The sequence below is a fragment of the Amycolatopsis sp. NPDC104587 genome, from assembly GCF_055583645.1.
Window position 1 is genome coordinate 13815 of record NZ_JBVJNO010000003.1, and the last position, 24561, is coordinate 38375.

General features: G+C 70.7%; 20 protein-coding genes and 1 pseudogene. 17 read left to right on the forward strand and 4 right to left on the reverse strand.

What is annotated here, in order from left to right:
- Positions 1–73: 73 nt before the first annotated feature.
- Entirely contained in the window at positions 74–199 is a 126-nt protein-coding gene (locus tag ACZ61C_RS08235; RefSeq protein ID WP_465304263.1) for a hypothetical protein, read from the forward strand.
- Here the strand turns inward: ACZ61C_RS08235 and ACZ61C_RS08240 are convergent, their stop codons facing one another.
- Positions 200–1666 (reverse strand): cellulose binding domain-containing protein, encoded by a 1467-nt coding sequence (locus tag ACZ61C_RS08240; RefSeq protein WP_465304265.1) that lies wholly within the window; start codon positions 1664–1666, stop codon positions 200–202.
- A gap of 122 nt (positions 1667–1788) precedes the next feature.
- On the reverse strand, positions 1789–3828 hold the full coding sequence (locus tag ACZ61C_RS08245; protein WP_465304267.1) for a phosphocholine-specific phospholipase C: 2040 nt from the start codon (positions 3826–3828) through the stop codon (positions 1789–1791).
- A gap of 231 nt (positions 3829–4059) precedes the next feature.
- Here ACZ61C_RS08245 and ACZ61C_RS08250 point away from each other — a divergent pair, with 231 nt between their 5' ends.
- The 12 genes and pseudogenes from ACZ61C_RS08250 to ACZ61C_RS08305 all read left to right on the forward strand — a co-directional run bounded on the left by ACZ61C_RS08250 (position 4060) and on the right by ACZ61C_RS08305 (position 16762).
- Positions 4060–4299: a hypothetical protein gene (locus tag ACZ61C_RS08250; RefSeq protein ID WP_465304269.1), complete on the forward strand. Its 240-nt coding sequence runs from the start codon at positions 4060–4062 to the stop codon at positions 4297–4299.
- A 174-nt stretch (positions 4300–4473) separates the two neighbouring features.
- Positions 4474–5313: pseudogene (locus ACZ61C_RS08255) on the forward strand (glycoside hydrolase family 16 protein); the annotation flags it as partial.
- A gap of 211 nt (positions 5314–5524) precedes the next feature.
- Positions 5525–6448 carry a D-alanyl-D-alanine carboxypeptidase family protein gene (locus ACZ61C_RS08260; RefSeq protein WP_465304271.1) on the forward strand — a complete coding sequence of 308 codons (924 nt, stop codon included), beginning with the start codon at positions 5525–5527 and terminating at the stop codon, positions 6446–6448.
- A 17-nt stretch (positions 6449–6465) separates the two neighbouring features.
- Positions 6466–7407: an endonuclease/exonuclease/phosphatase family protein gene (locus ACZ61C_RS08265; protein WP_465305603.1), complete on the forward strand. Its 942-nt coding sequence runs from the start codon at positions 6466–6468 to the stop codon at positions 7405–7407.
- 131 nt (positions 7408–7538) lie between these two features.
- The gene (locus tag ACZ61C_RS08270; RefSeq protein WP_465304273.1) at positions 7539–8582 is read left to right on the forward strand and encodes a LacI family DNA-binding transcriptional regulator; all 1044 of its coding nucleotides are present in this window, start codon (positions 7539–7541) and stop codon (positions 8580–8582) included.
- Between the two features lie 54 nt (positions 8583–8636).
- On the forward strand, positions 8637–10313 hold the full coding sequence (gene araB / locus ACZ61C_RS08275) for a ribulokinase (RefSeq protein WP_465304275.1): 1677 nt from the start codon (positions 8637–8639) through the stop codon (positions 10311–10313).
- Positions 10313–10990 carry an L-ribulose-5-phosphate 4-epimerase gene (locus ACZ61C_RS08280; RefSeq protein ID WP_465304277.1) on the forward strand — a complete coding sequence of 226 codons (678 nt, stop codon included), beginning with the start codon at positions 10313–10315 and terminating at the stop codon, positions 10988–10990. Before araB ends, ACZ61C_RS08280 begins: the two co-directional genes overlap by 1 nt.
- Before the next feature lie 19 nt (positions 10991–11009).
- On the forward strand, positions 11010–12509 hold the full coding sequence (gene araA, locus ACZ61C_RS08285; protein ID WP_465304279.1) for an L-arabinose isomerase: 1500 nt from the start codon (positions 11010–11012) through the stop codon (positions 12507–12509).
- A 17-nt stretch (positions 12510–12526) separates the two neighbouring features.
- Positions 12527–13630: a multiple monosaccharide ABC transporter substrate-binding protein gene (gene chvE, locus ACZ61C_RS08290; RefSeq protein WP_465304281.1), complete on the forward strand. Its 1104-nt coding sequence runs from the start codon at positions 12527–12529 to the stop codon at positions 13628–13630.
- On the forward strand, positions 13627–15147 hold the full coding sequence (mmsA, locus tag ACZ61C_RS08295) for a multiple monosaccharide ABC transporter ATP-binding protein (RefSeq protein ID WP_465304283.1): 1521 nt from the start codon (positions 13627–13629) through the stop codon (positions 15145–15147). Before chvE ends, mmsA begins: the two co-directional genes overlap by 4 nt.
- Positions 15144–16364: a multiple monosaccharide ABC transporter permease gene (mmsB, locus tag ACZ61C_RS08300; RefSeq protein ID WP_465304285.1), complete on the forward strand. Its 1221-nt coding sequence runs from the start codon at positions 15144–15146 to the stop codon at positions 16362–16364. Before mmsA ends, mmsB begins: the two co-directional genes overlap by 4 nt.
- A gap of 68 nt (positions 16365–16432) precedes the next feature.
- Positions 16433–16762 carry a hypothetical protein gene (locus ACZ61C_RS08305; protein ID WP_465304287.1) on the forward strand — a complete coding sequence of 110 codons (330 nt, stop codon included), beginning with the start codon at positions 16433–16435 and terminating at the stop codon, positions 16760–16762.
- 7 nt (positions 16763–16769) lie between these two features.
- On the opposite strand, the gene glpK (ACZ61C_RS08310) is transcribed toward ACZ61C_RS08305, so the two are convergent.
- Positions 16770–18719: a glycerol kinase GlpK gene (glpK, locus tag ACZ61C_RS08310; RefSeq protein ID WP_465304289.1), complete on the reverse strand. Its 1950-nt coding sequence runs from the start codon at positions 18717–18719 to the stop codon at positions 16770–16772.
- 13 nt (positions 18720–18732) lie between these two features.
- The gene (locus tag ACZ61C_RS08315) at positions 18733–19485 is read right to left on the reverse strand and encodes an IclR family transcriptional regulator (protein ID WP_465304291.1); all 753 of its coding nucleotides are present in this window, start codon (positions 19483–19485) and stop codon (positions 18733–18735) included.
- Positions 19486–19638: 153 nt separating this feature from the next.
- Between ACZ61C_RS08315 and ACZ61C_RS08320 the strand changes: the two genes are divergently transcribed.
- From ACZ61C_RS08320 to ACZ61C_RS08335, 4 genes are read left to right on the forward strand one after another with little or no spacing between them, the layout of a single operon-like run.
- On the forward strand, positions 19639–20460 hold the full coding sequence (locus ACZ61C_RS08320) for an MIP/aquaporin family protein (protein ID WP_465304293.1): 822 nt from the start codon (positions 19639–19641) through the stop codon (positions 20458–20460).
- 15 nt (positions 20461–20475) lie between these two features.
- On the forward strand, positions 20476–21993 hold the full coding sequence (gene glpK / locus ACZ61C_RS08325) for a glycerol kinase GlpK (protein ID WP_465304295.1): 1518 nt from the start codon (positions 20476–20478) through the stop codon (positions 21991–21993).
- A gap of 2 nt (positions 21994–21995) precedes the next feature.
- On the forward strand, positions 21996–23699 hold the full coding sequence (gene glpD / locus ACZ61C_RS08330) for a glycerol-3-phosphate dehydrogenase (RefSeq protein WP_465304297.1): 1704 nt from the start codon (positions 21996–21998) through the stop codon (positions 23697–23699).
- Between the two features lie 11 nt (positions 23700–23710).
- Positions 23711–23998 carry a hypothetical protein gene (locus ACZ61C_RS08335; protein ID WP_465304299.1) on the forward strand — a complete coding sequence of 96 codons (288 nt, stop codon included), beginning with the start codon at positions 23711–23713 and terminating at the stop codon, positions 23996–23998.
- Positions 23999–24561 lie beyond the last annotated feature (563 nt).

Sequence of the window (24561 nt, forward strand, 5' to 3'; positions counted from 1 at the left end):
TACCCCGCGCAGGGGTCGCCCGACCGGGCGCGCCGGGTGTCGGGATCGGCGCGCGTGGTTCATGATCGACTTCATGGACCACATCGAGACACCGGCGAAACCGGCCCGAGGCCTCCGGCGAGTCCTCCTCGCGGCGGCGACGGGCGCAGTGCTCGCCGCCGCCGCGTGGGTGGCCCTGTGGCTGGCCATGCACCTCTGACTACGGCGTGACGGGGATGTTCGTCAGCCCGGACTTGGCGTTCGTGACCGTGTTGGACGCGTACACCACGTTCGGGTTGGCCGCGCACTTCGAGACCGAGCTGATCTTGATCGCGTAGTCGCCGACGCCGCCGAGGTCGGACTTGTTGCCGCGCCACACGTTGCCGCAGCCGTTGTCGAACGACGGCGACGTGCTCGTGTTGTGGTTCTCGTAGCCGTTCGCGAACACCCCGGGCGAGGCGAACGTGCCCGTGTTGTTCTCGATCGTGTAGCCGATGCCCTTGACGTCGATCCAGGAGTCGGCCGAGTTCTCGCCGGAGATGCCGCGGCCGTCGAACGTGTTGCCGCGGATCAGGCCGTTGAACGTGCCTTCCTTGACGTCGATCGGCTCCGCCGCGATGAACGGGCCGATGTGGTTGTCCAGCACCTGGATCCGGTCGCCGCGGTCGACGCCGCCGGAGTTGCCGTGGCAGGCCCAGTTCGAGTTGGCCGAGCCGAGGTAGACGCCTTCGCCGTAGCCCGGCTGGACCAGGCCGGTGTAGGTGATCGTCGAGTTCTTCAGCACGCTGTCGGCCGACGAGCGGCGGAAGTGGACCGCCTCCTCGTCGACGTGGTTGACGTTCACGCCGTCGATCACCGTGTGCGGGGAGTTGTCGGCGACGATGCCCTTCTTCGACTCCTGCACCGTGAAGCCGGTCAGGTTCCAGTACGGCGCGTCCGAGAGCCACAGGCCGTACCCCGAGTCCCAGCCCGCCGTCGGCGCCGGGCAGTCCGGCGCGTCACCCGACGGGCCGTCGTTGATCAGGACCGCGTTCGACGGCCCCGAAAGCGTGATCGGCTTCGCCGCCGTCCCGGCTTTCGTCGTGACGAACGAGCCGCGGTAGGTGCCCGCGGCGAGCTTGATCGCCTGGCCCGGGGCCGCGTTGGCCAGCGCCGCCTGCAGCTGGGCGGCCGTCGAGACGGTCATCGTGTCCCCGGCGGGCGGGGGAGTCGTGGTGGTCGTCGGGGGCGGAGTCGTGGTGGTCGTCGGCGTGGTCGGTGTCGTGGTGACCGGGCCGCCGCCGGCGCACGGGAGGCCGTTCACCGTGCAGCCCGCGGGCAGCCCGGACCCGGCCACGTTGAACCCGAAGTTCGCGGTGGCGCCCGGCTTGACCGTGCCGTTGAACCCGGCGTTCGTGAACTTGTAGTGCTGCCCGGACTGCGTCTTCACCGAGCTCCACGAGCTGCTCACCGAAGTCCCGGCGGGCAGGTCGAACTCGACGGTCCAGCCGGTGGCGGTGGCGTCGCCGCGGTTGGTGATCGTGTACCCGGCCCCGTACCCGCCGGTCCAGACCGACGTCTGCGCGAACGCGGCGGACAGGTTCGCCGCCGCGGCCTGGGCGGTGACGGCGCCGGTCAGCGCGAGGGCGGCGGAAACGGTGGCGGCGCCCAGCAGGACGGCACGGCGGAGCGGACTTCGTCGGAACACCCGAGACCTCCGGGAAGGGGGACTGCAGCGGAGGTGTTGCGGCGTGACACCCGGACGCCCCTTTATAGGTCACACTCGTGACACGCGTCAACGAACTGAACGCTGGTCACATATGTGAAAGATCAGCCCGTGACGCTCGGCGCGCCGGTCTCGACGTGGCCGCTGAACCGGCGCAGGAACTTCGGGTCGGCGTCGAGCGTCGCCGAGAGGTCGTACCAGCCGGAGCCGTAGGAGACGGGGTTCCAGTCGTCGGTGATCGTCTGGCCCGCCGCCAGCGGGTACGTCCACGGCCCGTCGGTGCGGTAGTGGTTCGCGGTCACCGTGACCTTGACCGCCGTCGTGCCGCCGTTGCGCATCGTCAGCCGCAGCTTGTTCTCGGTCGTGTACCCGGCCGTGACGTCGACCGCCGCGCCGGCGCTGTTCGCGTCGCCGGCGAAGACCCAGCGGAACCGGTTGGGCCCGTGCACCGCGACGCCGTACTTCCCGCCCCCGAAGAGCTGCACCCGCCAGGTGTCGGCGACCTGCGCGCCCGGGGCGACGTCGTAGGGCCACGGCCCGTCGGTCTGCCCGTCGTTGCGGTAGGCCATCAGCTGGACCGCCGCACTGCCCTGGTTGGCGAACGTCGTGGTGAGGATCTGGCGGTCGGCGCTCAGCGACGTCGTCACCAGCGGCCGGTAGGGCAGCGGCCGGGCGGGCCGGGTGCCCGCCTCCTGCGCCGGAACCTGCTGCTTCCCGGTTGCGGGCGGCGCCGGCTTCGGCAGCTTCCGCTGGGTGTCGTCCGCCTGCTTCCGCAGCGCCGCGGTGTCCGGCAGCAGCGGGATCCGGACGTTCGCGGCGCCGAAGTCGAAGCAGCTCATCAGGTCACCGCAGAGCGCGCGGCGCCAGGCGCTGATGTTCGGTTCGGCGACCCCGGTCCAGCGTTCGAGGAACCGGATCACCGACGTGTGGTCGGTGACCTCGGAGCTGACCCAGCCGCCGCGGCTCCACGGCGAGATCACCGTCATCGGCACCCGCGCGCCGAGCCCGATCGGCTTGCCGCCGATGTACTCGCCCGCGGTGCCGGACGGGGCGATCGGCGGGGCGACGTGGTCGAAGAAGCCGTCGTTCTCGTCGTAGTTGATGAGGACCACAGTGGACTCCCAGAGCTTCGGGTTGGCCCACAACGCGTTCAGCACGGTCTGGGTGTACGCGGCGCCGTCGACCGGGCGGGCTTCCGGGTGCTCGCAGTAACCGTAGGGCGCGACGATCCAGGACACCTTCGGCAGCGAACCGCTCGCGCAGTCGGCGGTGAACTCGGCGAGGACGTGGTTGACGTCCTTGCCCTTCCCCGAATCCGGGCCCCAGGTCTTGAAGACGCCGGCGCGCTTCGAAAGGTCGCTCGAGTAGTCCTGGTGGTAGGCCTTGAACAGCCAGAGCGGGTTGTCGCCGTAGTCGCCGACGAACGAGCCGCCCGCGTCGCCGACCTCCTTGTTGGCGTACACCTTCCACGAAACCCCGTGCTGCTGCAGGCGTTCCGGGTAGGTGGTCCAGCCGAAGACCGGCTTGTAGTCGGCCGGGTTGTAGTTCGCCGGGCCGCCCGCCTGGCCCGCGGCGTCGATCGTGCCGGTGAACAGGTAGAGCCGGTTGGGCGTGGTCGGGCCCTGCACCGAGCAGAAGTAGTGGTCGCACACCGTGAACGCGTCGGCGAGCGCGCGGTGGAACGGGATGTCGCCCTGGCCGAAGTACCCCATGGTCATCTCACCCTTGGCGGGTACCCACGCGTTGTTCGCGCCGCTCGCGATCGCCTGGTGCTGGTCGGCCCAGCCGTGGCCGAGGTCGCCGAGGTCCTGACCGTCCACTCGGGTGGTGTCCACGCGGAACGGCAGCAGGTACTTGCCGTCGCTGCGGCCGGAGTCGGGCTGGTGGAAGACGTCCTGGCCGTTCGGCTGCACGATCGCCGACCGGTCGCCGAACCCGCGGACACCCTTCATGGTGCCGTAGTAGTGGTCGAACGACCGGTTCTCCTGCATCAGGACGACCACGTGCTGGACGTCGGACAGGCTGCCGGAAACCCGGGGTTCGGCGAGGGCTTCGGCCATTCCCGGCGGCAGGGCGCCGAGGGCGCCGGCGGCGGCGACCCCGCCGAGGAAGCTGCGGCGGGTGAGTCGGTTCGGATCGGCCATCACGGGAGCCTCCAGGGGGACCTCGGGCGGGCAGCGATCAGCCTAGGTGATCGAAGCTGTTCGTAACTACCGACGTTCGGACGTAATCGAGCAACAACTGTTCATGCGCTGTTCGATCCCCGGTCCCGTCGTGTGACACTTTCCGGTGACGCGGAGCTGAACGGGCGGACGGCGGGGAACTCCTCCCTGCACAAACCCCTGGGAGACCGGGGATTCCGGGAGGAGAGCACCATGAAGACCCGCATCGCCGCGCTCGCGGCCGCGCTCACCCTCGCTTCGGCCGTCGTCACGGCGGCCCCCGCGTCGGCGGACCCGGTGCCGGGCAACCCGAACCAGTTCTACGCCTACTGCGCGGTCGACTTGCTCGGCGTGCCGGTGGGCTGCACGGAGACCGACGCGGAGCACGCGTCGCACCTCTGCCAGTACGTCGCCACCGGTGTCGGGCTCGGGCTCGACTGCATCCAGCGCTGAGCCGTTGCCCGAAAGTACCCGGTGGTCCGGACCATCGGGTACTCGTCGGAAAATGTCCGACCGGATAGTCTTGTTCTTCGCCACCGGCCCGTTCATACTTTGTTGCGACGCACAACAAATAGGGTGCCGGTGATCCGCCAGCCCGTCGCCCGCGGAACGGAAGAGGCGACAATGATGTCGACCAGGAACTCCGCCCGGTGGTGGCGGACGGCCCGGCTGCTGGCCGCGCCCGCCGCCCTGCTCGTGCTCGGCGCCGCGGTGGCCGCCCCGCAGAGCCAGGCCGCGCCCGCCGCGCCCCTCGCGAGCTTCAGCGACGACTTCGACGGCCCCGCCGGCGCGGGCGTCGACGGCTCGAAGTGGGGGCACGAGACCGGTGACAACGTGAACAACCACGAGCGCCAGTGGTACACCGACGGCACCGCCAACGCGGCGCTCGACGGCCAGGGCCACCTCGTGATCACCGCGAAGAAGGAGAACAGCGGCAACAACTGCTGGTACGGCCCGTGTGAGTACACCTCGGCGCGGCTCAACACCTCCGGCAAGTTCACCGCGTCGTCCGGCCACATCGAGGCCCGGATGAAGCTGCCGCGCGGGCAGGGCATGTGGCCCGCGTTCTGGATGCTGGGCTCCGACATCGGCAACGTCGGCTGGCCGCAGTGCGGTGAGATCGACATCATGGAGAACGTCGGCTTCGAGCCGAACACCGTGCACGGCACCATCCACGGCCCGGGCTATTCGGGCTCCGGCGGCATCGGCGCGGCCTACAACGGGCCGAACTTCTCCGACGACTTCCACACCTACGCGATCGACTGGTCGACCGACCGGATCGTCTGGTCGGTCGACGGCAACGCCTACCAGACCCGCACGCCGGCCGACGTCGGCGGCAACCAGTGGGTGTTCAACCACGACTTCTTCGTGATCCTCAACCTGGCGGTCGGCGGCTACTGGCCCGGCGACCCCGACGGCAGCACCCAGTTCCCGCAGCAGCTCGTGGTCGACTACGTCCACGTGAGCTGAGGGGTCCAGACCAGCGGGACCGGTTCTCCTCCGCGCGCGGCGGAGGGGGGCCGGTCCCGCGCCATGTCCCGGCCCAGGCGGCTTTTGGTACAGAACCGCGACATTTCTGGTTCAGACCTGTCGAACAACCCCGACGGACCGGCGATCTTCCCCGGACAGAGTGACGGCGTGCGCTCGACCAGCGCACCTCGGCACCCGGAGGAGAACCATGGCCCGTACCCGCATCCCACCCCTCGCCGGCGGGCTGGCCGCCGCCGCGGCGGTGGCGCTCGCCGCGGCCGTCTGGGTCGTCTTCCCGCCCGAGGTCGCCGGACGGGCCGCCGCCGCGCGGCCGGACGTCGACCTGCCGCTGCCGTGGCCCGCGGAAGGCCAGGCGAGTGCCGAGGTCCAGGGGCTCGGCTCGCTCGGCAGCCGGGGTGAGCGGCAGCCGGTGCCGATCGCCAGCGTCACCAAGGTGATGACCGCCTACGTCGTGCTGAAGGACCACCCGCTCGCCGAGGGGGACGCGGGCCCGGAGATCACCGTCGACGACCAGGCCGAGGCGGAGTCCACCGCCGCCGACGAGTCGACCGCGCCGGTCCGCGCGGGCCGCCGGATCAGCGAGCGGGACCTGCTGGCCCTGATGCTCGTCCCGTCCGGCAACAACGTCGCCCGCCTGCTCGCGCGCTGGGACGCGGGCAGCCAAGACGCCTTCGTCGAGAAGATGAACCGCGAAGCCGGCGCGCTCGGGATGACCAGCACGACCTACACCGGCGCCAGCGGGGTCGAGGACTCGACCACCAGCACCGCCACCGACCAGCTCCGGCTGGCTCGCGAGGTGATGAAGAACCCCGTCGTCCGCGCGATCGTCGGCACCCCGAGCCTGCGCGTCGACGGTGTGCCGGGCGCTGTCGTCAACACGAACACCCTGCTCGGCCGCGACGGCGTGATCGGGCTCAAGACCGGGTCGTCGACCGCGGCCGGCGGCGCCCTGATGTGGGCGGCGCAGAGCCGGGGCGGGGCGCTGATCCTCGGGGTCGTGCTGCACCAGAGCCCGGGCGGGAGCCCCGCGGCCGGGCTGCGCGCGGTGCTGGAGAACAGCGCGAAGCTGATCTCCGCGATCCAGCGGGAGCTGCCGGCGGCGACCCGATGACCGCGGTCACCGAGCCGATCACCGTGCCGAAGCCCGCCCGCCCCCGGGCACGCCGCGGCCGCGTCGTCGCCGTGTTCTCGGTGCTGACGGCGGTGCTGCTGCTCGCGCATTCCCTGGTGCCCAACTGGATCGGCAACGCGGGCAGCCTGCTCGAGACGGTCCTGCCGTGGACCGGGCTCCTGCTCGTCCCGCTGCTCGTCGCGGCGCTGGTCCGGCGTTCGGCGCTCGCTCTCGTCTCGCTGCTGCTCCCGGGCCTGGTCTGGGCCGGCTTCTTCGGCGGGCGGGTGTTCGACAAGACCGAGGCGGGCGGCGACCTCACGATCGTCTCGCACAACGTCAACGACGAGAACCCGGACCCGGCCGGCACCGCCCGCGCGCTGGCCGCCTCGGGCGCGCAGGTGATCGCGTTGGAGGAGCTGAAGAGGTCCGAGATCCCGAAGTACGAGGACGCGCTCGCCGCGCGCTACCCGCACCACTCGGTGCAGGGGACGGTCGGTGTCTGGAGCACCTACCCGCTCGGCGACACGCGGCCGGTGGCGATCATGCCGTGGACCCGCGCGCTGCGGACCACAGTGGACACTCCGAAGGGGCCGGTCGCGCTGTTCGTGGCGCACCTGCCGTCGGTGCGCGTGCGGCTCGGCTCCGGGTTCACCGCCAACGGCCGGGACACCGCGATCGGCCTGCTCGCCGACGCCGTCGAAGCGGAGTCCGCGCCGCACAAGGTGCTGGTCGGCGATTTCAACGGCACCACCGACGACCGCGCGCTCACCCGGGTCACCGACCGGATGCGGGTCGCGCAGGACGAAGCCGGTGACGGATTCGGCTTCAGCTGGCCGGCTTCGCTGCCGTTGGCGCGCATCGACCAGATCTTCACCGCTGGGCTGCGGCCGACGGCGGCCTGGACGTTGCCCGCGACCGGCAGCGACCACCTCCCGGTCGCGGCCTCCCTCGCGCTCTGACGCCCGGCCCGCGTGACGAGACCGTTACGCGGGCCGGGTTGACCGCACGGGTGTTATCGCTAACACTGACTCCTCGCCGTCACCGGAACGGGTGACGGGCGCCACGTCGGAGCGGACGGAAGGGGACGCCGGTGGTCGAACGATCCCGGGCCGGTGGTCCCGTCAAGGTGACCGCGGCCGGCACCCGGCAGCCCAGCCTGACCGACGTCGCCGGGGTCGCCGGGGTGTCCCACATGACCGTGTCCCGGGTGATCAACGGGACCGGCCCGGTGCGGCCGGAGACCCGCGCCCGCGTGCTCGCCGCGATCGAAGAACTGGGCTACCGCCCCAACTCCGCGGCCCGCGCACTCGTCACCGGGCGGACCGACACGCTCGGCGTCGTGGCCCTCGAGTCCAACTTGTACGGTCCGGCGAGCACGCTCCACGGCATCGAGAACGCCGCCCGCGAAGCCGGCTACGCGATCACGATCTCCAGCGTGAGCCGCCCGGGCCGGTCCTCGATCGCCGACGCGGTGGAGAACCTCCGCCGCCAGGCCGTCGAAGGTGTCATCGTCATCGCCCCGCACGTGACCGCCGGCCGGGCCCTGGAGGCCGCGCCCGCGGACTTCCCGGTGGTCGCCGTCGGCGGCGGGGAGACCGCGCCGGTCCCGGTGATCTCCGTCGACCAGCGCGACGGCGCCCGCCGCGCCACCGAACACCTGCTGGCGCTGGGCCACCGGACCGTGTGGCACATCGCCGGCCCGGAGGACTGGCTGGAGGCCCGCGACCGCGAGCTCGGCTGGAGGGAAACCCTGGAACGCCACGGTGTTCCGGCCCCGCGCGTGGTCCGCTGCGACTGGAGTTCGCGCTCCGGCTACGAGGCGGGGCGATCCCTCGCCGGGGAGCGCGACCTCGACGCCGTCTTCGCCGGCAACGACCAGATGGCGCTCGGCCTGCTCCGCGCGTTCGCCGAGGCGGGCATCTCGGTGCCGCGGGACGTGCGCGTCGCGGGCTTCGACGACGTGCCCGAGGCGGCGTACTTCACGCCGCCGCTGACCACGGTGCGCCAGGACTTCATCGAGGTCGGCCGGCGCACGTTCGGCCTGCTGACCGAGCGGCTGGGCGGGGGCGACCGGCACGCCCGGGCCCTGGTCGTGCCCGAGCTGATCGTCCGCGAAAGCACCGGGCCGCGCTAGCACCGGGCCGCGCTAGCGCGGTCGCCTGCGGCGGAGGCCGTGAACCACCGCCGAATGTTAACGCTAACTGAGGCTCAGTCGTCCCGGAAGGACCCAGCAGTGTCAGCAGAACCCCTCGTCGTCGGTGTCGACTTCGGCACGCTCTCCGGGCGCGCGGTCGTCGTGCGGGTGGCGGACGGCGCCGAGCTGGGCAGCGCGGTCTTCGAGTACCCGCACGGCGTGCTCGACGAGACGCTGCCCGCCACCGGCCGCGCGCTGCCACCGGACTGGGCGCTGCAGGTGCCCGCGGACTACGTCGGCGTGCTCCGGACCGCCGTCCCGGCCGCGCTGCGGGACGCGGGCGCCGACCCCGCCGACGTCGTCGGCATCGGCACCGACTTCACCGCGTGCACCATGGTCCCGACGACCGCCGACGGCACGCCGCTGTGCGAGCTGCCCGAGTTCGAAAGCAATCCGCACGCCTACGTCAAGCTGTGGAAGCACCACTCGGCCCAGCCGCAGGCGGACCGGATCAACAACCTCGCCCGCACCCGCGGCGAGAAGTGGCTGCCGCGGTACGGCGGCCTGATCTCCTCGGAGTGGGAGTTCGCCAAGGGACTCGAGCTGTTCGAAGAGGCCCCGGCCGTCTACGCGGCGATGCGACACTGGGTCGAGGCGGCCGACTGGATCGTCTGGCAGCTGACCGGGGTGTACGTCCGCAACGCGTGCACGGCGGGGTACAAGGGGATCCTGCAGGACGGCCAGTACCCGAGCCGCGACTTTCTTCACGAGTTGGCGCCGGGCTTCGAGTCCTTCGTCGCCGACAAGCTCGAACATCCGTTGGGGCAGCTGGGTTCCCGCGCGGGCTCGCTGTCGGCCGAGGCCGCCGCGTGGACCGGGTTGCCCGAGGGCGTCGCGGTCGCCGTGTGCAACGTCGACGCGCACGTGACCGCGCCCGCGGCGAACGCCGTCGAGCCCGGCCAGATGGTCGCCATCATGGGCACCTCGACGTGTCACGTCATGAACGGCGCCGAACTGCGTGAGGTCCCCGGCATGTGCGGGGTCGTCGACGGCGGGATCGTCCCCGGGCTCTGGGGCTACGAAGCCGGGCAGAGCGGTGTCGGCGACATCTTCGGCTGGTTCACCGAGCACTTCGCGCACGAGGGGCACGAGCAGCTCACCCGGCTCGCGCAGCAGCAGGAGATCGGCGAGCACGGCCTGGTCGCGCTCGACTGGCACAGCGGCAACCGCTCGGTGCTCGTCGACCACGAGCTGTCCGGCGTGCTCGTCGGGCAGACCCTCGCCACCCGCGCCGAGGACGTCTACCGCGCGCTGCTGGAAGCCACGGCCTTCGGCACCCGCAAGATCATCGAGACGTTCGGGGAGGCCGGGGTCCCGGTCACCGAGCTGATCATCGCCGGCGGCCTGATGAAGAACACGCTGCTCATGCAGATCTACGCCGACGTCACGAACCTCCCGCTGTCGGTCATCGGCTCCGAACAGGGACCGGCGCTCGGCTCGGCCATCCACGCGGCCGTCGCCGCCGGGTCCTATCCGGACATCCGCGCGGCCGCCGCGGCCATGGGCTCGGTCGAGCGAGCCGTTTACCAGCCGATCCCGGCGCACGTCGCCGCCTACAACGAGCTGTACGCCGAGTACACGACGCTGCACGACTACTTCGGCCGTGGCGGCAACGATGTCATGCACCGCCTGGCCGCCCGCCGTCGCGAGATCGCGAAAGGACGGTCCTGATGTCGCTGACCGGCGAAGTCCTCGACACCGTCGCCGAACTGCGGGAGACCGTGGCGAACCTGCACGGCGAGCTGACCCGCAACGCACTGGTGATCTGGACCGCGGGCAACATCTCGGCCCGGGTCCCCGGCCGTGAGCTGATGGTCATCAAACCCTCGGGCGTGTCCTACGACGAGCTGTCCGCCGACACGATGGTCGTCACCGACCTGCACGGCGAACTGGTGCACGGCGAGCTCGCGCCGTCGTCCGACACCGCCGCGCACGCCTACGTCTACCGGCATCTGCCCGAGATCGGCGGCGTCGTGCACACGCACTCGACGTACGCGACGGCGTGGGCCGCGCGCGGTGAGCCGATCCCGTGTGTGCTCACGATGATCGCCGACGAGTTCGGCGGGGAGGTGCCGGTCGGGCCGTTCGCGCTGATCGGCGACGACTCCATCGGCCGCGGCATCGTCGAGACCCTCCGCACCAGCCGCTCCAAGGCCGTGCTGATGCGCAACCACGGCCCGTTCACCGTCGGCCGGACCGCCCGCGACGCGGTCAAGGCCGCCGTGCTGGTCGAAGACGTCGCCCGCACCGTGCACAAGGCCTTCGAGCTGGGCACCCCCGAACCCCTCCCACCCGACGACGTCGACCGGCTCTACGCCCGGTACCAGAACGTCTACGGCCAGCACTGAAAACGCTTCGAGGAGAACGATGACCCGCGCGTCGAAACCCCAGCTCTGGTTCCTCACCGGGAGCCAGGCCCTCTACGGCGAGGAGACCCTCGAACAGGTCGCCGGCCAGTCACTGCGGATCCAGCAGCTCCTGCCCGCCGCCGGCGGGCTCCCGGCCGAGATCGTCGGCAAGCCGGTGCTCACCGAAGGCGCGTCGATCCGCCGGGTGCTGCAGGAGGCCAACGCCGACGCGGCGTGTGTCGGCGTGATCGCGTGGATGCACACCTTCTCGCCCGCGAAGATGTGGATCACCGGCCTGGACGCGCTGCGCAAGCCGCTGCTGCACCTGCACACCCAGCTCAACGAAGCCCTGCCGTGGTCGACCATCGACATGGACTTCATGAACCTCAACCAGGCCGCGCACGGCGACCGCGAGTTCGGGTTCGTCCAAACGCGGCTCGGCGTGCCGCGCAAGACGGTCGCCGGGCACGTGTCGGACCCGGTTGTCGTCGCGCGGATCGACGCGTGGGCGCGTGCCGCCATCGGCGCCGACCACCTGCGCAACCTCCGGCTGGCCCGCTTCGGGGACAACATGCGCGACGTCGCGGTCACCGAGGGGGACAAGGTCGAGGCCGAGCTGCGGTTCGGCGTCTCGGTCAACACCTACGGTGTCAACGACCTGGTCGAGCTCGTCGACCAGGTGTCCGATGTGGACTCGCTCATCGCGCAGTACGCCGAGGACTACGACGTCGTCCCGGACCTGGCGGCCGGGGGAGCGCGGCACGAGTCGCTGCGGTACGCGGCCAAGATCGAGGCCGGGATGCGGAAGTTCCTCACCGACGGTGGCTTCGGGGCGTTCACCACGAACTTCGAGGACCTCGGCGGCCTGCGCCAGCTGCCGGGCCTCGCGGTCCAACGGCTGATGGCCGACGGTTACGGCTTCGGCGGCGAAGGCGACTGGAAGACGTCGGCGCTGCTCGCGGCGGTGAAGGCGATGGGCGCCGGCCTGGACCGCGGCACGTCGTTCATGGAGGACTACACCTACCACTTCGGCCCGGGCACGCCGAAGATCCTCGGCGCGCACATGCTGGAGGTCTGCCCGAGCATCGCCGCCGCCCAGCCGTCGTGCGAGATCCACCCGCTGGGCATCGGCGGTCGCGAAGACCCGGTCCGGCTCGTGTTCGACGCGGCGCCCGGCCCCGGCGTCACCCTCGGCCTGGTCGACCTCGGCGACCGGTTCCGCCTGGTGGCCAACGAGATCGAGGTCGTCGCACCGGACGAGCCGCTGCCGAATCTGCCCGTCGCGCGGGCGGTGTGGGAGCCGGCGCCGTCGCTGTCGACGTCCGCGGAGTCGTGGATCACCGCGGGCGGCCCGCACCACACCGTGCTCACCCAGGCGGTCGGCACCGAGACCTTGCGCGACTTCGCGAACCTCCTCGGCGTCGAGCTGCTGGTCATCGACTCCGACACGACGCCGCACGGCTTCACCGACCGCATCCGCTGGAACCAGGCCTACCACCGGCTCGCTCAGGGTTTCTGAGAAAGGAAGAAGGAACAATGAAGTTCACCAGAGGAATCGCGGCTTTCGCGGCCGCGGGACTCGTGCTGACGCTCTCCGCGTGCGGTTCGAGCGAGAAGACGGCCGACCAGGCGGCGGCGTCGAGCGCGAGCGCGGCGGGCGGCCTCGTCGGCGTCACCATGCCGACCAAGTCGTCGGAACGCTGGATCCACGACGGCGACAACATCAAGTCGGCGCTGGAGAAGCTCGGCTACCAGGTCGACCTGCAGTACGCCGAGAACGACATCCCCACCCAGGTGAACCAGATCGAGAACCAGATCACCAAGGGCGCGAAGCTCCTGGTGATCGCCTCGATCGACGGCACCGCCATCACCACGCAGCTGCAGGAGGCGGCCGACCGCAAGATCCCGGTCATCGCCTACGACCGGCTGATCCGCAACTCGCCGAACGTCGACTACTACGCGACCTTCGACAACTTCAAGGTCGGCGTCGAGCAGGCGAACTCGCTGGTCAAGGGTCTAGGTGACGGCGCGGGTCCGTTCAACATCGAGCTGTTCGCCGGCTCGCCCGACGACAACAACGCGACCTTCTTCTTCAACGGGGCGATGTCCGTGCTCAAGCCCCTGATGGACAGCGGCAAGCTGGTCGTCAAGAGCACCCAGACCGACTTCGCCCGCGCGGCGATCCTGCGCTGGGACCCGGCCACCGCGCAGCGGCGGATGGAAGACCTGCTCACCAAGACCTACACCGGTGGCGCCAAGGTCGCCGGCGTGCTTTCGCCGTACGACGGCCTGTCGATCGGCATCCTCTCGGCGCTGAAGAGCAACGGCTACGGCACCGCCGGCCAGCCGTACCCGGTCGTGACCGGGCAGGACGCCGAGGTCGCGTCGGTCAAGTCCATCATCGCCGGCGAGCAGTACTCGACGATCTTCAAGGACACCCGCATCCTCGCCGACACCACGGTGAAGATGGCCGACGCCGTGCTCAAGGGCGGCAAGCCGGAGGTCAACAACACCAAGGACTACGACAACGGCAAGAAGGTCGTCCCGTCGTTCCTGCTGCAGCCGGTCACCGTGGACAAGGCCAACTACCAGAAGGAGCTCGTCGACTCCGGCTACTACACGGCGGGTCAGCTGAAATGACCGAACTGCTCGGCATGCGCGGGATCACCAAGACCTTCCCCGGGGTCAAGGCGCTGTCGGACGTCACCCTTTCCGTGCACAGCGGCGAGATCCACGCGATCTGCGGGGAGAACGGCGCCGGGAAGTCCACCTTGATGAAGGTGCTTTCCGGCGTCTACCCGCACGGGACGTACGACGGTGAAATCCACTTCGACGGGCAGCGGTGCGAGTTCGGTTCGGTGCGCGACAGCGAGCGGCGCGGAATCGTGATCATCCACCAGGAGCTCGCGCTGTGCGGGCAGCTTTCGATCGCCGAGAACATCTTCCTCGGCAACGAACAGGCAAAACGCGGCTGGATCGACTGGAACCGCACCAACCACGAGGCCGGCGCGCTGCTGCGGCGCGTCGGCCTCGCCGAAAACCCGGTGACGCCGGTGCAGGAGCTCGGCGTCGGCAAGCAGCAGCTGGTCGAGATCGCCAAGGCGCTGTCCAAGGAGGTCCGGCTGCTGATCCTCGACGAGCCCACCGCGGCCCTCAACGACGAGGACTCGGCCCACCTGCTGGAGCTGCTGCGCGAGCTGCGGTCCGACGGCGTGACCTGCGTGATCATCTCGCACAAGCTCGGCGAGGTGACCGCGATCGCCGACACCGTCACGATCCTGCGGGACGGCCGGACGATCGAGACGCTCGACGCGGCCGGACTGACCGAGGAGCGGATCATCACCGGCATGGTCGGGCGCGACCTCGAGCACCGGTTCCCGCCCCGGGAGCCGGACATCGGGGAAGAGGTGCTGCGGATCGAGGACTGGACGGTGCACAGCGCGACCCAGGCCGGCCGGGTCGTCGTCGACCACGCGTCGCTTTCGCTGCGGCGCGGGGAGATCGTCGGCCTGGCCGGGCTGATGGGCGCGGGCCGGACCGAGCTCGCGATGAGCGTGTTCGGCCGGTCCTACGGTAAGGACATCTCCGGGCGGATCCTCAAGCACGGCGAGGAGATCGACGTCCGGTCGGTGCGCGACGCCGTCCGCCACGGCATCGCCTACGCCACCGAGGACCGGAAGCGCTACGGGCTCAACCTGATCGAGGACATCCAGCGCAACGTGTCCGCGGCCGGGCTGGGCAAACTGGCGAAGCGGGGCTGGGTCGACGAGAACGCCGAGCACGACACGGCCGCCCGCTTCCGGCGTGACCTGCGGATCAAGGCGCCGACCGTGCGCAGCGTGACCGGGAAGCTCTCCGGCGGCAACCAGCAGAAGGTCGTGCTGGCCAAGTGGATCTTCACCGACCCGGACGTGCTGATCCTCGACGAGCCGACCCGCGGCATCGACGTCGGCGCGAAGTTCGAGATCTACACGATCATCAACGCCCTCGCCGCGCAGGGGAAGGCCGTGCTGGTCATCTCCTCCGAGCTGCCGGAGCTGCTCGGGCTCTGCGACCGGATCTACGCGCTGTCGGCCGGGCGGATCACCGGCCAGGCGACCCGCGAGGAAGCCACCCAGGAACTGCTCATGCAGTACATGACGAAGGAACGGGAATGACCACGACCGAAGCGCGGCCCGCCGCGCCCCCGGTTGAGCGCTCCAAGCGGAGGATCTCGATCAACCCGCGCCAGAGCGGCATCTACGTCGCTTTCGCACTGATCGTGGTGCTGTTCGAGGTGCTCACCGGCGGCGCACTGCTGGAACCGCAGAACATCTCCAACATCATCGTGCAGAACAGCTACGTGCTGATCCTCGCGATCGGGATGATCCTGGTGATCATCTCCGGGCACATCGACCTCTCCGCCGGGTCGGTCGTGGCGATGACCGGCGCGGTGTCGGCGGTGCTGATGGTGAACTGGCACCTGCCGTGGTTCTGGGCGGTGCTGGTCACCCTCGTCGTCGGCGCGGTGATCGGCGCGTGGCAGGGCTACTGGGTCGCCTACTTCGGGATACCGGCGTTCATCGTGACGCTCGCCGGGATGCTGGCGTTCCGCGCCCTGACCCTCACGGTGCTGGGCAACCAGGGCATCGGGCCGTTCCCGGACGCGATCCGCACGCTGTCCAACGGCTTCACCGACGGCTACCTGGGCAACATCGGCCTCGGCCCGCTCGGTGGCGCCGACCTGGTGTCGCTGCTCGCGGGTGTCGCCGCGGTGGCCGGGATCGCGTTCACCCAGTGGCGGAAGCGCTCGGCGCGGCTGGGGTACGGCCAGGACGTCGACCCGTTCCCGATGTTCGTGCTCAAGATCGCCGGGGTCGCGGTGGTGGTCCTCGCGCTGGTCGTGCAGCTGGCGCGGTTCAAGAACCTGCCGTGGGTGCTGATCCTGCTGGCCGTCCTGGTGCTGGGGTACTCCCTGGTGGCCGGGAAGTCGGTGTTCGGGCGGCACATCTACGCCGTCGGCGGCAACCTGCAGGCGGCGACGCTGTCCGGCGTCAAGGTCAAGTCGGTGACGTTCTGGATCTTCGTCAACATGGGTGTGCTCGCGGCGCTGGCCGGGATCATCTTCGCGGGCCGGCTCAACCAGGCGGGCCCGACGGCGGGTGTCAACTTCGAGCTGGACGCGATCGCGGCGGCGTTCATCGGCGGCGCGGCGGTGCAGGGCGGCGTCGGCAAGGTGGTCGGCGCGATCACCGGCGGCCTGATCATGGCGGTGATCAACAACGGGATGTCGCTGATCGGCGCGCCCAGCGAGCGGGTGATGCTGGTGAAGGGCGTCGTCCTGCTGGCAGCGGTGGCCTACGACATCTGGACGAAACGCCGGGCGGCTTCCTGAGGGCCCGGAGCCCGTGAATGGCACATCGAGGGGCGCTGAGTCCTTCGATGTGCCATTAGGATGCCGGGGTGGCGGATCCGGTGGACGAGGAATGCGAAACCCTCGAATTCCTCAACGACGAAGTGGCGGCGAGAACCACCCGGCAGGACCAGGCCGCCGCACGGCTGGAAACCAAGGCGACGGTTCTGCTCGGATTTTCGGCGACGGCCGCCAGTTCCTCGCCACCCGAACGGCGCAACCGGTGCTCACCTGGGTCGCGTTCGTCTTCTGCCTGGGATCCTTCTGCTGACATGAGCGAACCCACACCGTCCGAGGAGGACAAGTCCTTCGTCGGCAAGTTCGCGAAGAAGATCGTCGAGATGACGGAAGATCGCGCGAACGGCCCGTCCGGGAAATAGCCCGCCCTCAGAGGGTCAGCCGGTCACCCAACGCGCGGATGTGGTCGGCGTTGCCGCAGCCGAGGGCCAGCTGGCGGCGGCGCTCCGCCACGAACGCCCGGCCGAGGCCCGTGCGGTCCGAAGTGGACATCGTGCGGCGCAGGTCGTTCAGCAGCTCGCGCTCTTCCCCGCGGACATGCGCGTCGACGACGTTCTCCAGGCGCAGCAACGCCTTTTCGGAGTCCGACGCCTCCAGGACCGCCAGGAGGTCGTCGGCGAAGGACAGCTCGGGGGAGTCCGGGCGCACGATCCGCTCGGTCGCCGTCGCGTGGGCGACCAGGAGGCCCGCCAGCTCCGCGACCAGCGCCGGGCGGTCGGCCTCGGTGTTGCGCAGGTCGCGGAACAGCTGCTCGAACCGACGGTGGTCGGCCAGCAGCACCTCGACCAGGTCCGAGCCGGGCGCGACCGCGGCCGGGCCCGGGCGCATCCAGCCGAACGTCAGCTCCACGGCCTGGCGCCAGTGCCCGTACTCGCTGTCGCGGCGCGCCGGGTCCATCGCCGGCAGCCACTGCCCGGCGCGGTGCCAGTTGCGCCGCAACCCTTCCAGGTCCGGCCAGTAGCCGACGGACAGCCCCGCCGCGTAGGCCGCGCCGAGGGACACCGTCTCCGCCACCATCGGGCGGACCACCGGCACGTCGAGCACGTCCGCGACGAACTGCATCAGCAGGTTGTCGGCGGTCATCCCGCCGTCGACCTTCAACGTGGACAGCGCCAGGCCCGAGTCGGCGTTCATCGCGTCGACCACCTCGCGGGTCTGCCAGCCGGTCGCCTCCAGCACCGCCCGCGCGAGGTGGCCCTTCGTGATGTACGACGTCAGCCCGGCGATCACCCCGCGCGCCTCGCTGTGCCAGTGCGGCGCGAACAGCCCGGAGAACGCCGGGACGATGTAACAGCCGCCGTTGTCCTCGACCGTCTTGGCCAGGGTCTCGATCTCGGGGGCGCTGCCGATCAGCTCGAGGCCGTCGCGGAACCACTGCACCAGCGACCCGGTGACCGCGATCGACCCTTCCAGGGCGTACACCGCGGGCTCGTCGCCGATCTTGAACCCGACCGTGGTGAGCATGCCGTGGGTGGACAGCACCGGCGTCGGGCCGGTGTTGAGCAGCAGGAAGCTGCCGGTGCCGTACGTGCACTTCGCCTCGCCGGGCGCGAAGCAGGTCTGGCCGAACAGCGCGGCCTGCTGGTCACCGAGGGCCGCGGCGATCCGGATCCCGGGCACCACCCGCGACGTCGTCCCGTACACCTCGGTCGAGGACCGGATCTCCGGCAGCATCGCGCGCGGGACGTCGAAGAAGTCGAGCAGCTCCTTGTCCCAGGCGAGGGTGCGCAGGTTCATCAGCATGGTGCGCGAGGCGTTGGTGACGTCGGTGACGTGCACCCCGCCCTCGGCCCCGCCGGTGAGGTTCCAGATCAACCAGCTCTCGATGGTGCCGAAAAGGACGTCGCCGCGCTCGGCGCGCTCGCGCAGGCCCGGGGTCCGGTCGAGCAGCCAGCGGATCCGCGGCGCCGAGAAGTACGTCGCCAGCGGCAGGCCGCACAGCTGCCGCACCCGGTCGGCGCCCGGCTCACGGGCGAGCTGTTCGAGCATCGCGTCGGTGCGGGTGTCCTGCCAGACGATCGCGCGGCCGACCGGGTTGCCGGTGTGCCGGTCCCACAGCACGGTGGTCTCCCGCTGGTTGGCGATCCCGAGCCCGACCACCTGCTCGGCGGTCGCGCCGGCGTCGGCGAGGGCCTGCGGGACGATCCGCGCGAGGTTCCGCCAGATCTCGGTCGCGTCGTGCTCGACCCAGCCGGGCCGCGGGAAGTGCTGCTGGTGCTCCCGCTGCACGACGGAGACGAGCCGGCCGCGCGCGTCGAACAGGATGCACCGGGTCGAGGTCGTGCCCTGGTCGACTGACATCACGTACCGCTGGACCACCCGGGCACCTCCTTCACCATCGGGACGCGCCCAGGTCACGGGACACCGCGCGCGCCGCGTCGCGGACGTGGCCGAGCAGCCGGGGGCTCGGCGCGCCGTCCGGCTCGCAGATCCGCTCCACGGCGCCCGACACCCCGATCGCGCCCACGATGATGCCGCCGTGGCCGCGGATGGGGGCCGCGATGCCGGCCTCGCCCGAGATCATTTCGCCGTTTTCGACCGCCCAGCCCGCTTCGCGGACCTTGGCGCAGGCCCGCTTGATCGCGGTCTGCGTGGTCAGCGTACGGCGCGTGTACAGCTCCGGTGTCGCCTTCAGCGTGGTGTCGTAGGCCAGCAGGACCTTCCCGAGCGCGGTCGCGTGCAGCGGCAGCAGCGAGCCGACGTCGAGGGTCTGCAGGCTGTCGTCGGGCCGGAACACGTGGTGCACCACCAGCACCCGGCCCTCCAGCGGCGCGCCGATCCGGACGGCCTCGCCGCTGCGCGCGGCCAGCGCGTCCGCCCAGTTGATGGCCCGGGACCGCAGCTCGTTGACGTCCAGGTAGCTCGTCCCGAGGTGCAGCAGCGCCGCGCCGAGCTGGTACTTGCCCGTGTCGCGGTCCTGTTCGACGAACCCGACCCCCTGCAGGGTGCGCAGGATCCCGTGGGCGGTGCCTTTCGCCAGTTCGAGGGACTCGGCGATCTCGCCGACGCCGAGCCGGCCCGAGCCGCGCGCCAGCAACCGCAGGATCGCGGCGGCGCGTTCGATGGACTGGATCGGACCGGGCACCCCCCGACCGTAACCTGACCGGCCCTGATTCGACAATGTCGAACATCCACTTCGGCCGTTCGACAATGCTGACCGGTGTCCGTTGACCGTCCGGAAACCCGAACTTAACTTTCACTCACCGGGGGGAACGAACGGTCCTTTGTGGAGGAAGCAATGGTGCGAAACCTCAAGGCCCACGGGCTCGGCGGCGAGATGGCCGCGGAGTTCGTGGGAACGATGATCCTCATCCTCTTCGGGTGCGGGGTGGTGGCGCAGGTCGCCGCCGCGGGCATCGGGGACCACGACAGCATCGCCTGGGCCTGGGGGCTCGGCGTCACGCTCGGTGTCTACGTCGCTTCGCGGATCAGCGGCGCGCACCTGAACCCGGCCGTGACCATCGCGCTCGCGGTGTTCAAGGGCTTCTCCTGGCGCAAGGTCGCCCCGTACGCCCTCGCGCAGACGGCCGGCGCGTTCGTCGCCGCCCTGCTCGTGCGCTGGAACTACACCGAGGTGCTCACCGCCAAGGATCCCGGCCTGACGATCAAGACCCAAGGGGTGTTCTCCACCCTGCCGGGTAACGGCACGTTGCCCGTGGGTGACTGGGGCGCCTTCCGCGACCAGGTCATCGGCACCGCGATCCTGCTGATCGTCCTCTTCGCGATCACCGACCTCCGCAACACCTCGCCGGGCGCGAACCTGGCTCCGGTCGTCGTCGGCTTCCTCGTCGTCGCGATCGGCATGGCCTGGGGCACGAACGCCGGTTACGCGATCAACCCCGCCCGCGACTTCGGCCCGCGCCTGGCCTCCTGGCTGACCGGCTACGACACGGCGTGGTCCGACCAGTACGGCTTCCCCTACTGGTGGATCCCGATCGTGGCCCCGGTGCTCGGCGCCCTCGTCGGCGGCGCGATCTACAAGTTCCTCATCGAGCGCTTCCTCCCCACGGGAGAACCGCTGGACGCCATGCCCGCCAAGGACCTCGAGCCCGCCCACTGACTGAGGAGAACCCCCATGCCTGACTACGTAGGCGCGGTTGACCAGGGCACCACCAGCACCCGGTTCATGATCTTCGACCACGGCGGCAACGAAGTCGCCCGCCACCAGCTCGAACACGAGCAGATCCTGCCGAAGCCCGGCTGGGTCGAGCACGACGCGACCGAGATCTGGGAACGCACCCGCTCGGTCATCGCCACCGCGCTCAACAAGGCCAACCTGACCTATCGCGACCTGGCCGCGCTCGGCATCACCAACCAGCGCGAGACCACCGTCGTGTGGAACCGCCGCACCGGCCGCCCCTACCACAACGCGATCGTCTGGCAGGACACCCGCACCGACCGGATCGCCTCGGCGCTGGAGCGCGAGGGCAAGGGCGACGTCATCCGCCGCAAGGCCGGGCTCCCGCCCGCGACGTACTTCTCCGGCGGCAAGCTGCAGTGGATCCTCGAAAACGTCGACGGCGTGCGCGAGGACGCGGAAAAGGGTGACGCCCTCTTCGGCACCACCGACTCCTGGCTCATCTGGAACCTGACCGGCGGCCCGGACGGCGGGGTGCACGTCACCGACCCGACCAACGCCTCGCGCACCATGCTGATGGACCTCGAAACCCTCGACTGGGACGACGAGCTGCTGTCCTTCTTCGACGTCCCGAAGCGGATGCTCCCGGCGATCCGGCCGTCGTCGAACCCCGGCTTCTTCGGCGTCACCCGCGCGGACGGCCCGCTCGGCGGCGAGGTCGCGCTCACCGGCGTCCTCGGCGACCAGCAGGCGGCGACCGTCGGCCAGGTCTGCTTCCGGCCCGGCGAGGCCAAGAACACCTACGGCACCGGCAACTTCCTGCTGCTCAACACCGGCCACGAGCTGGTCCGCTCGAAGCACGGCCTGCTCACGACGCTGTGCTACCAGTTCGGCGACGAGAAGCCGGTCTACGCGCTGGAAGGCTCGATCGCCGTCACCGGGTCGGCCGTGCAGTGGCTGCGCGACCAGCTGGGCATCATCAGCGGCGCGTCGCAGAGCGAAAGCCTGGCCCGCCAGGTCGAGGACAACGGCGGCGTCTACTTCGTCCCGGCCTTCTCCGGCCTGTTCGCACCGTACTGGCGCTCGGACGCCCGCGGCGCGATCGTCGGGCTCACTCGCGCCACGACCAACGCTCATCTCGCGCGGGCCACCCTGGAGGCGATCTGCTACCAGACCCGCGACGTCGTCGAGGCCATGCAGAACGACTCCGGTGTCACGCTCGACGTGGTGCGTGTGGACGGAGGGGTGACCGCGAACGAGCTGTGCATGCAGCTGCAGGCCGACATCCTCGGCGTCCCGGTGTCGAAGCCGGTCGTCGCCGAGACCACCGCGCTCGGCGCCGCGTACGCGGCCGGCCTGGCCGTCGGGTTCTGGCGCTCGACCGACGAGCTGGAGCAGAACTGGAACGAGGACAAGCGCTGGGCGCCGTCGTGGACCGGCGAACAGCGCGCCGAGGGCTACGCGGGCTGGCAGAAGGCCGTCGGCCGCACGCTCGACTGGGTCGACGTGCAGTGACCATGAGGAGGAACACCGTGACACCGCTTTCCCCGGCCTACCGGGCCGAGACACTGCGCAAGCTCGCTCGCGAAGAGGTCGACGTCCTGGTCGTCGGCGGGGGAGTGACCGGCGCCGGCGTCGCGCTCGACGCGGCGTCCCGCGGGCTGTCGACCGCGCTGGTCGAAGCCCGCGACTTCGCCGCCGGGACGTCCAGCCGCTCGTCCAAGCTGATCCACGGCGGTCTGCGGTACCTGGAGCAGCTGGACTTCAAGCTGGTGCGCGAGGCGCTCAAGGAACGCGGCCTGCTGCTGCAGACCCTCGCGCCGCACCTGGTGCGGCCGGTGAAGTTCCTGGTCCCGCTGACGCACCGGGTGTGGGAGCGCGGGTACATCGGCGCCGGCGTCACGCTGTACGACACGCTCGGCGGCGCCCGCGCCCTGCCGCGGCACCGGCACCTGTCCAAGCGCGGCGCGGCGAAGGTCGCGCCAGCGCTGGCCGACGACGCGCTGATCGGCGCGATCCAGTACTACGACGCCCAGGTCGACGACGCCCGCCACACGATGACCATCGCGCGGACGGCGGCCGAGCAGGGTGCTTCGGTGCTGACGCGCGCTCGCGTGACGTCGTTGCTGCGCGAGGGTTCCCGGGTGGTCGGCGCGAAGGTCGTCGACCGCGAGAGCGGGGTCGAGTTCGAGATCCGCGCCCGCTCGGTCATCGCGGCCACCGGTGTGTGGAGCGACGACATGGCGGAGGCGGCCGGTATTCCCGCGCCGTTCACCGTGCGCGCGTCGAAGGGCATCCACCTGGTGGTGCCGCGGGAGAAGATCGACCTCGACACCGGGCTGATCCTGCGCACCGAGAAGAGCGTGCTGTTCGTCATCCCGTGGGGCAAGCACTGGCTCGTCGGCACGACGGACACCGAGTGGTCCCTCGACCGCGAGCACCCGGCGGCGAGCCGCGCGGACGTCGACTACGTGCTGGAGCACCTCAACAAGGTGCTGCGCACGCCGGTGACGCGCGACGACATCGAAGGTGTGTACGCGGGACTTCGCCCGTTGCTGGCGGCGAAGGCGGCCGCGACGACGAAGCTGTCGCGAGAGCACGCGGTGGCGCATCCGGTGCCGGGCCTGGTGATCGTGGCCGGCGGCAAATACACGACATACCGGGTGATGGCCGCGGACGCGGTCGACGTCGCGGTCGAAGAGGTGGGCAAGCCGACCCCGCCGTCGTGGACCGACCGGCTGCCGATCGCCGGCGCCGAGGGGTACCACGAGCTGTGGGCGGACCGGTACTCGGTCGCTTCCCGGACCGGGTTGCCGGTGGCGCGCGTCGAGCACCTGCTGCAGCGGTACGGGACGCGGATCTGGAACCTCGTCTCCCTGATGGAGGAGGACCCTTCGCTGGCTTCGCCGATCACGGAGACCTCCGAGTACCTTCGTGTGGAAGCGGTGTACGCGGTTTCGCACGAAGGCGCGTTGCACCTCGAGGACGTTCTCACCCGGCGGACGCGCATCTCGATCGAGGAGCGCGACCGCGGCGTCGCGGCGGCTCCGGTGGTCGCGGAGCTGATGGCTCCGCTGCTGGGCTGGGACGCGCACCGGACCGAGCGTGAGGTGACGAACTACCTCGCGCGGGTCGAGGCGGAGCGCTCGGCGCAGGAGGCCCCGGACGACGAGGCCGCCAACGCCACCCGGCTGACGGCCCCGGCGCTGCTGCCGGGCTGACTCAACCGGCGGTGCTGACGGCGCTGACCGCGGTCCCGGCGGGTGCGGACGAGCCGGGCGGTCCGGTCGACCTGGGCACGCTGCCCGGCGGGCCGAGCAGCGCGGGGCTGCAGGTGACCAACTCGGGAACGGTGTTCGGCTCGGCGACCGACAAGGCGTTCGACCAGCACGGCGCCCGATGGGACGCGGCGGGCCGGATCACCGAGCTGCCGCCGATCGCCGGCTCCCCGGACTACGCGTACTCCAGCGTGGCCGCGGTCAACGCCCACGGCGTTGCCCGGGCCCGGACACCGCCGTGAAGTGGGACACCACCCGGGGGACGGTCACGTTCCTCGGCTACGGGTACCCGCGCCTGATCAACGACGCTTCACGACGGGCTGCGGTACTGGAACCCGGCGGGCGAGGTCGTCGTGCTGGAAGGCGGTGGCTCGGTCACCGACCTCGACGAAGCGGGCACGGTCGTCGGTCGCATGGCACGAACGCCGCGAAGTGGGAAGCACAGCCACGCCGAGAAGATCGGCGCGGACGGGACGATCTACGGCGAGGTCGGGAACGGTGCCGGCCTGAGCCGCCCGGCGCGCTGGGACGCCGACGGCCGGCTCACCGTGTTCCCGGTTCCGGACGGCGACCGCGGCAGGTTCGTCGAGGCCGACGAGACTTCTTGCCTGGTGAACGACCTGAACGACCTGAACGACCGCGGCAGCGTCACCGGCACGTGTTACCTCCCCGGGAAGAACTACCGAACCCCGGGGGGGGGGGGCGGGCGGGGGGGGGGGGGGGAAACCAGACTGGTCGACACTGCATGGGCGTGTCTGACCGCTCCCATGTTTTAGGGGGTTCCTTCCCCTTTCGTCCGGTGGTT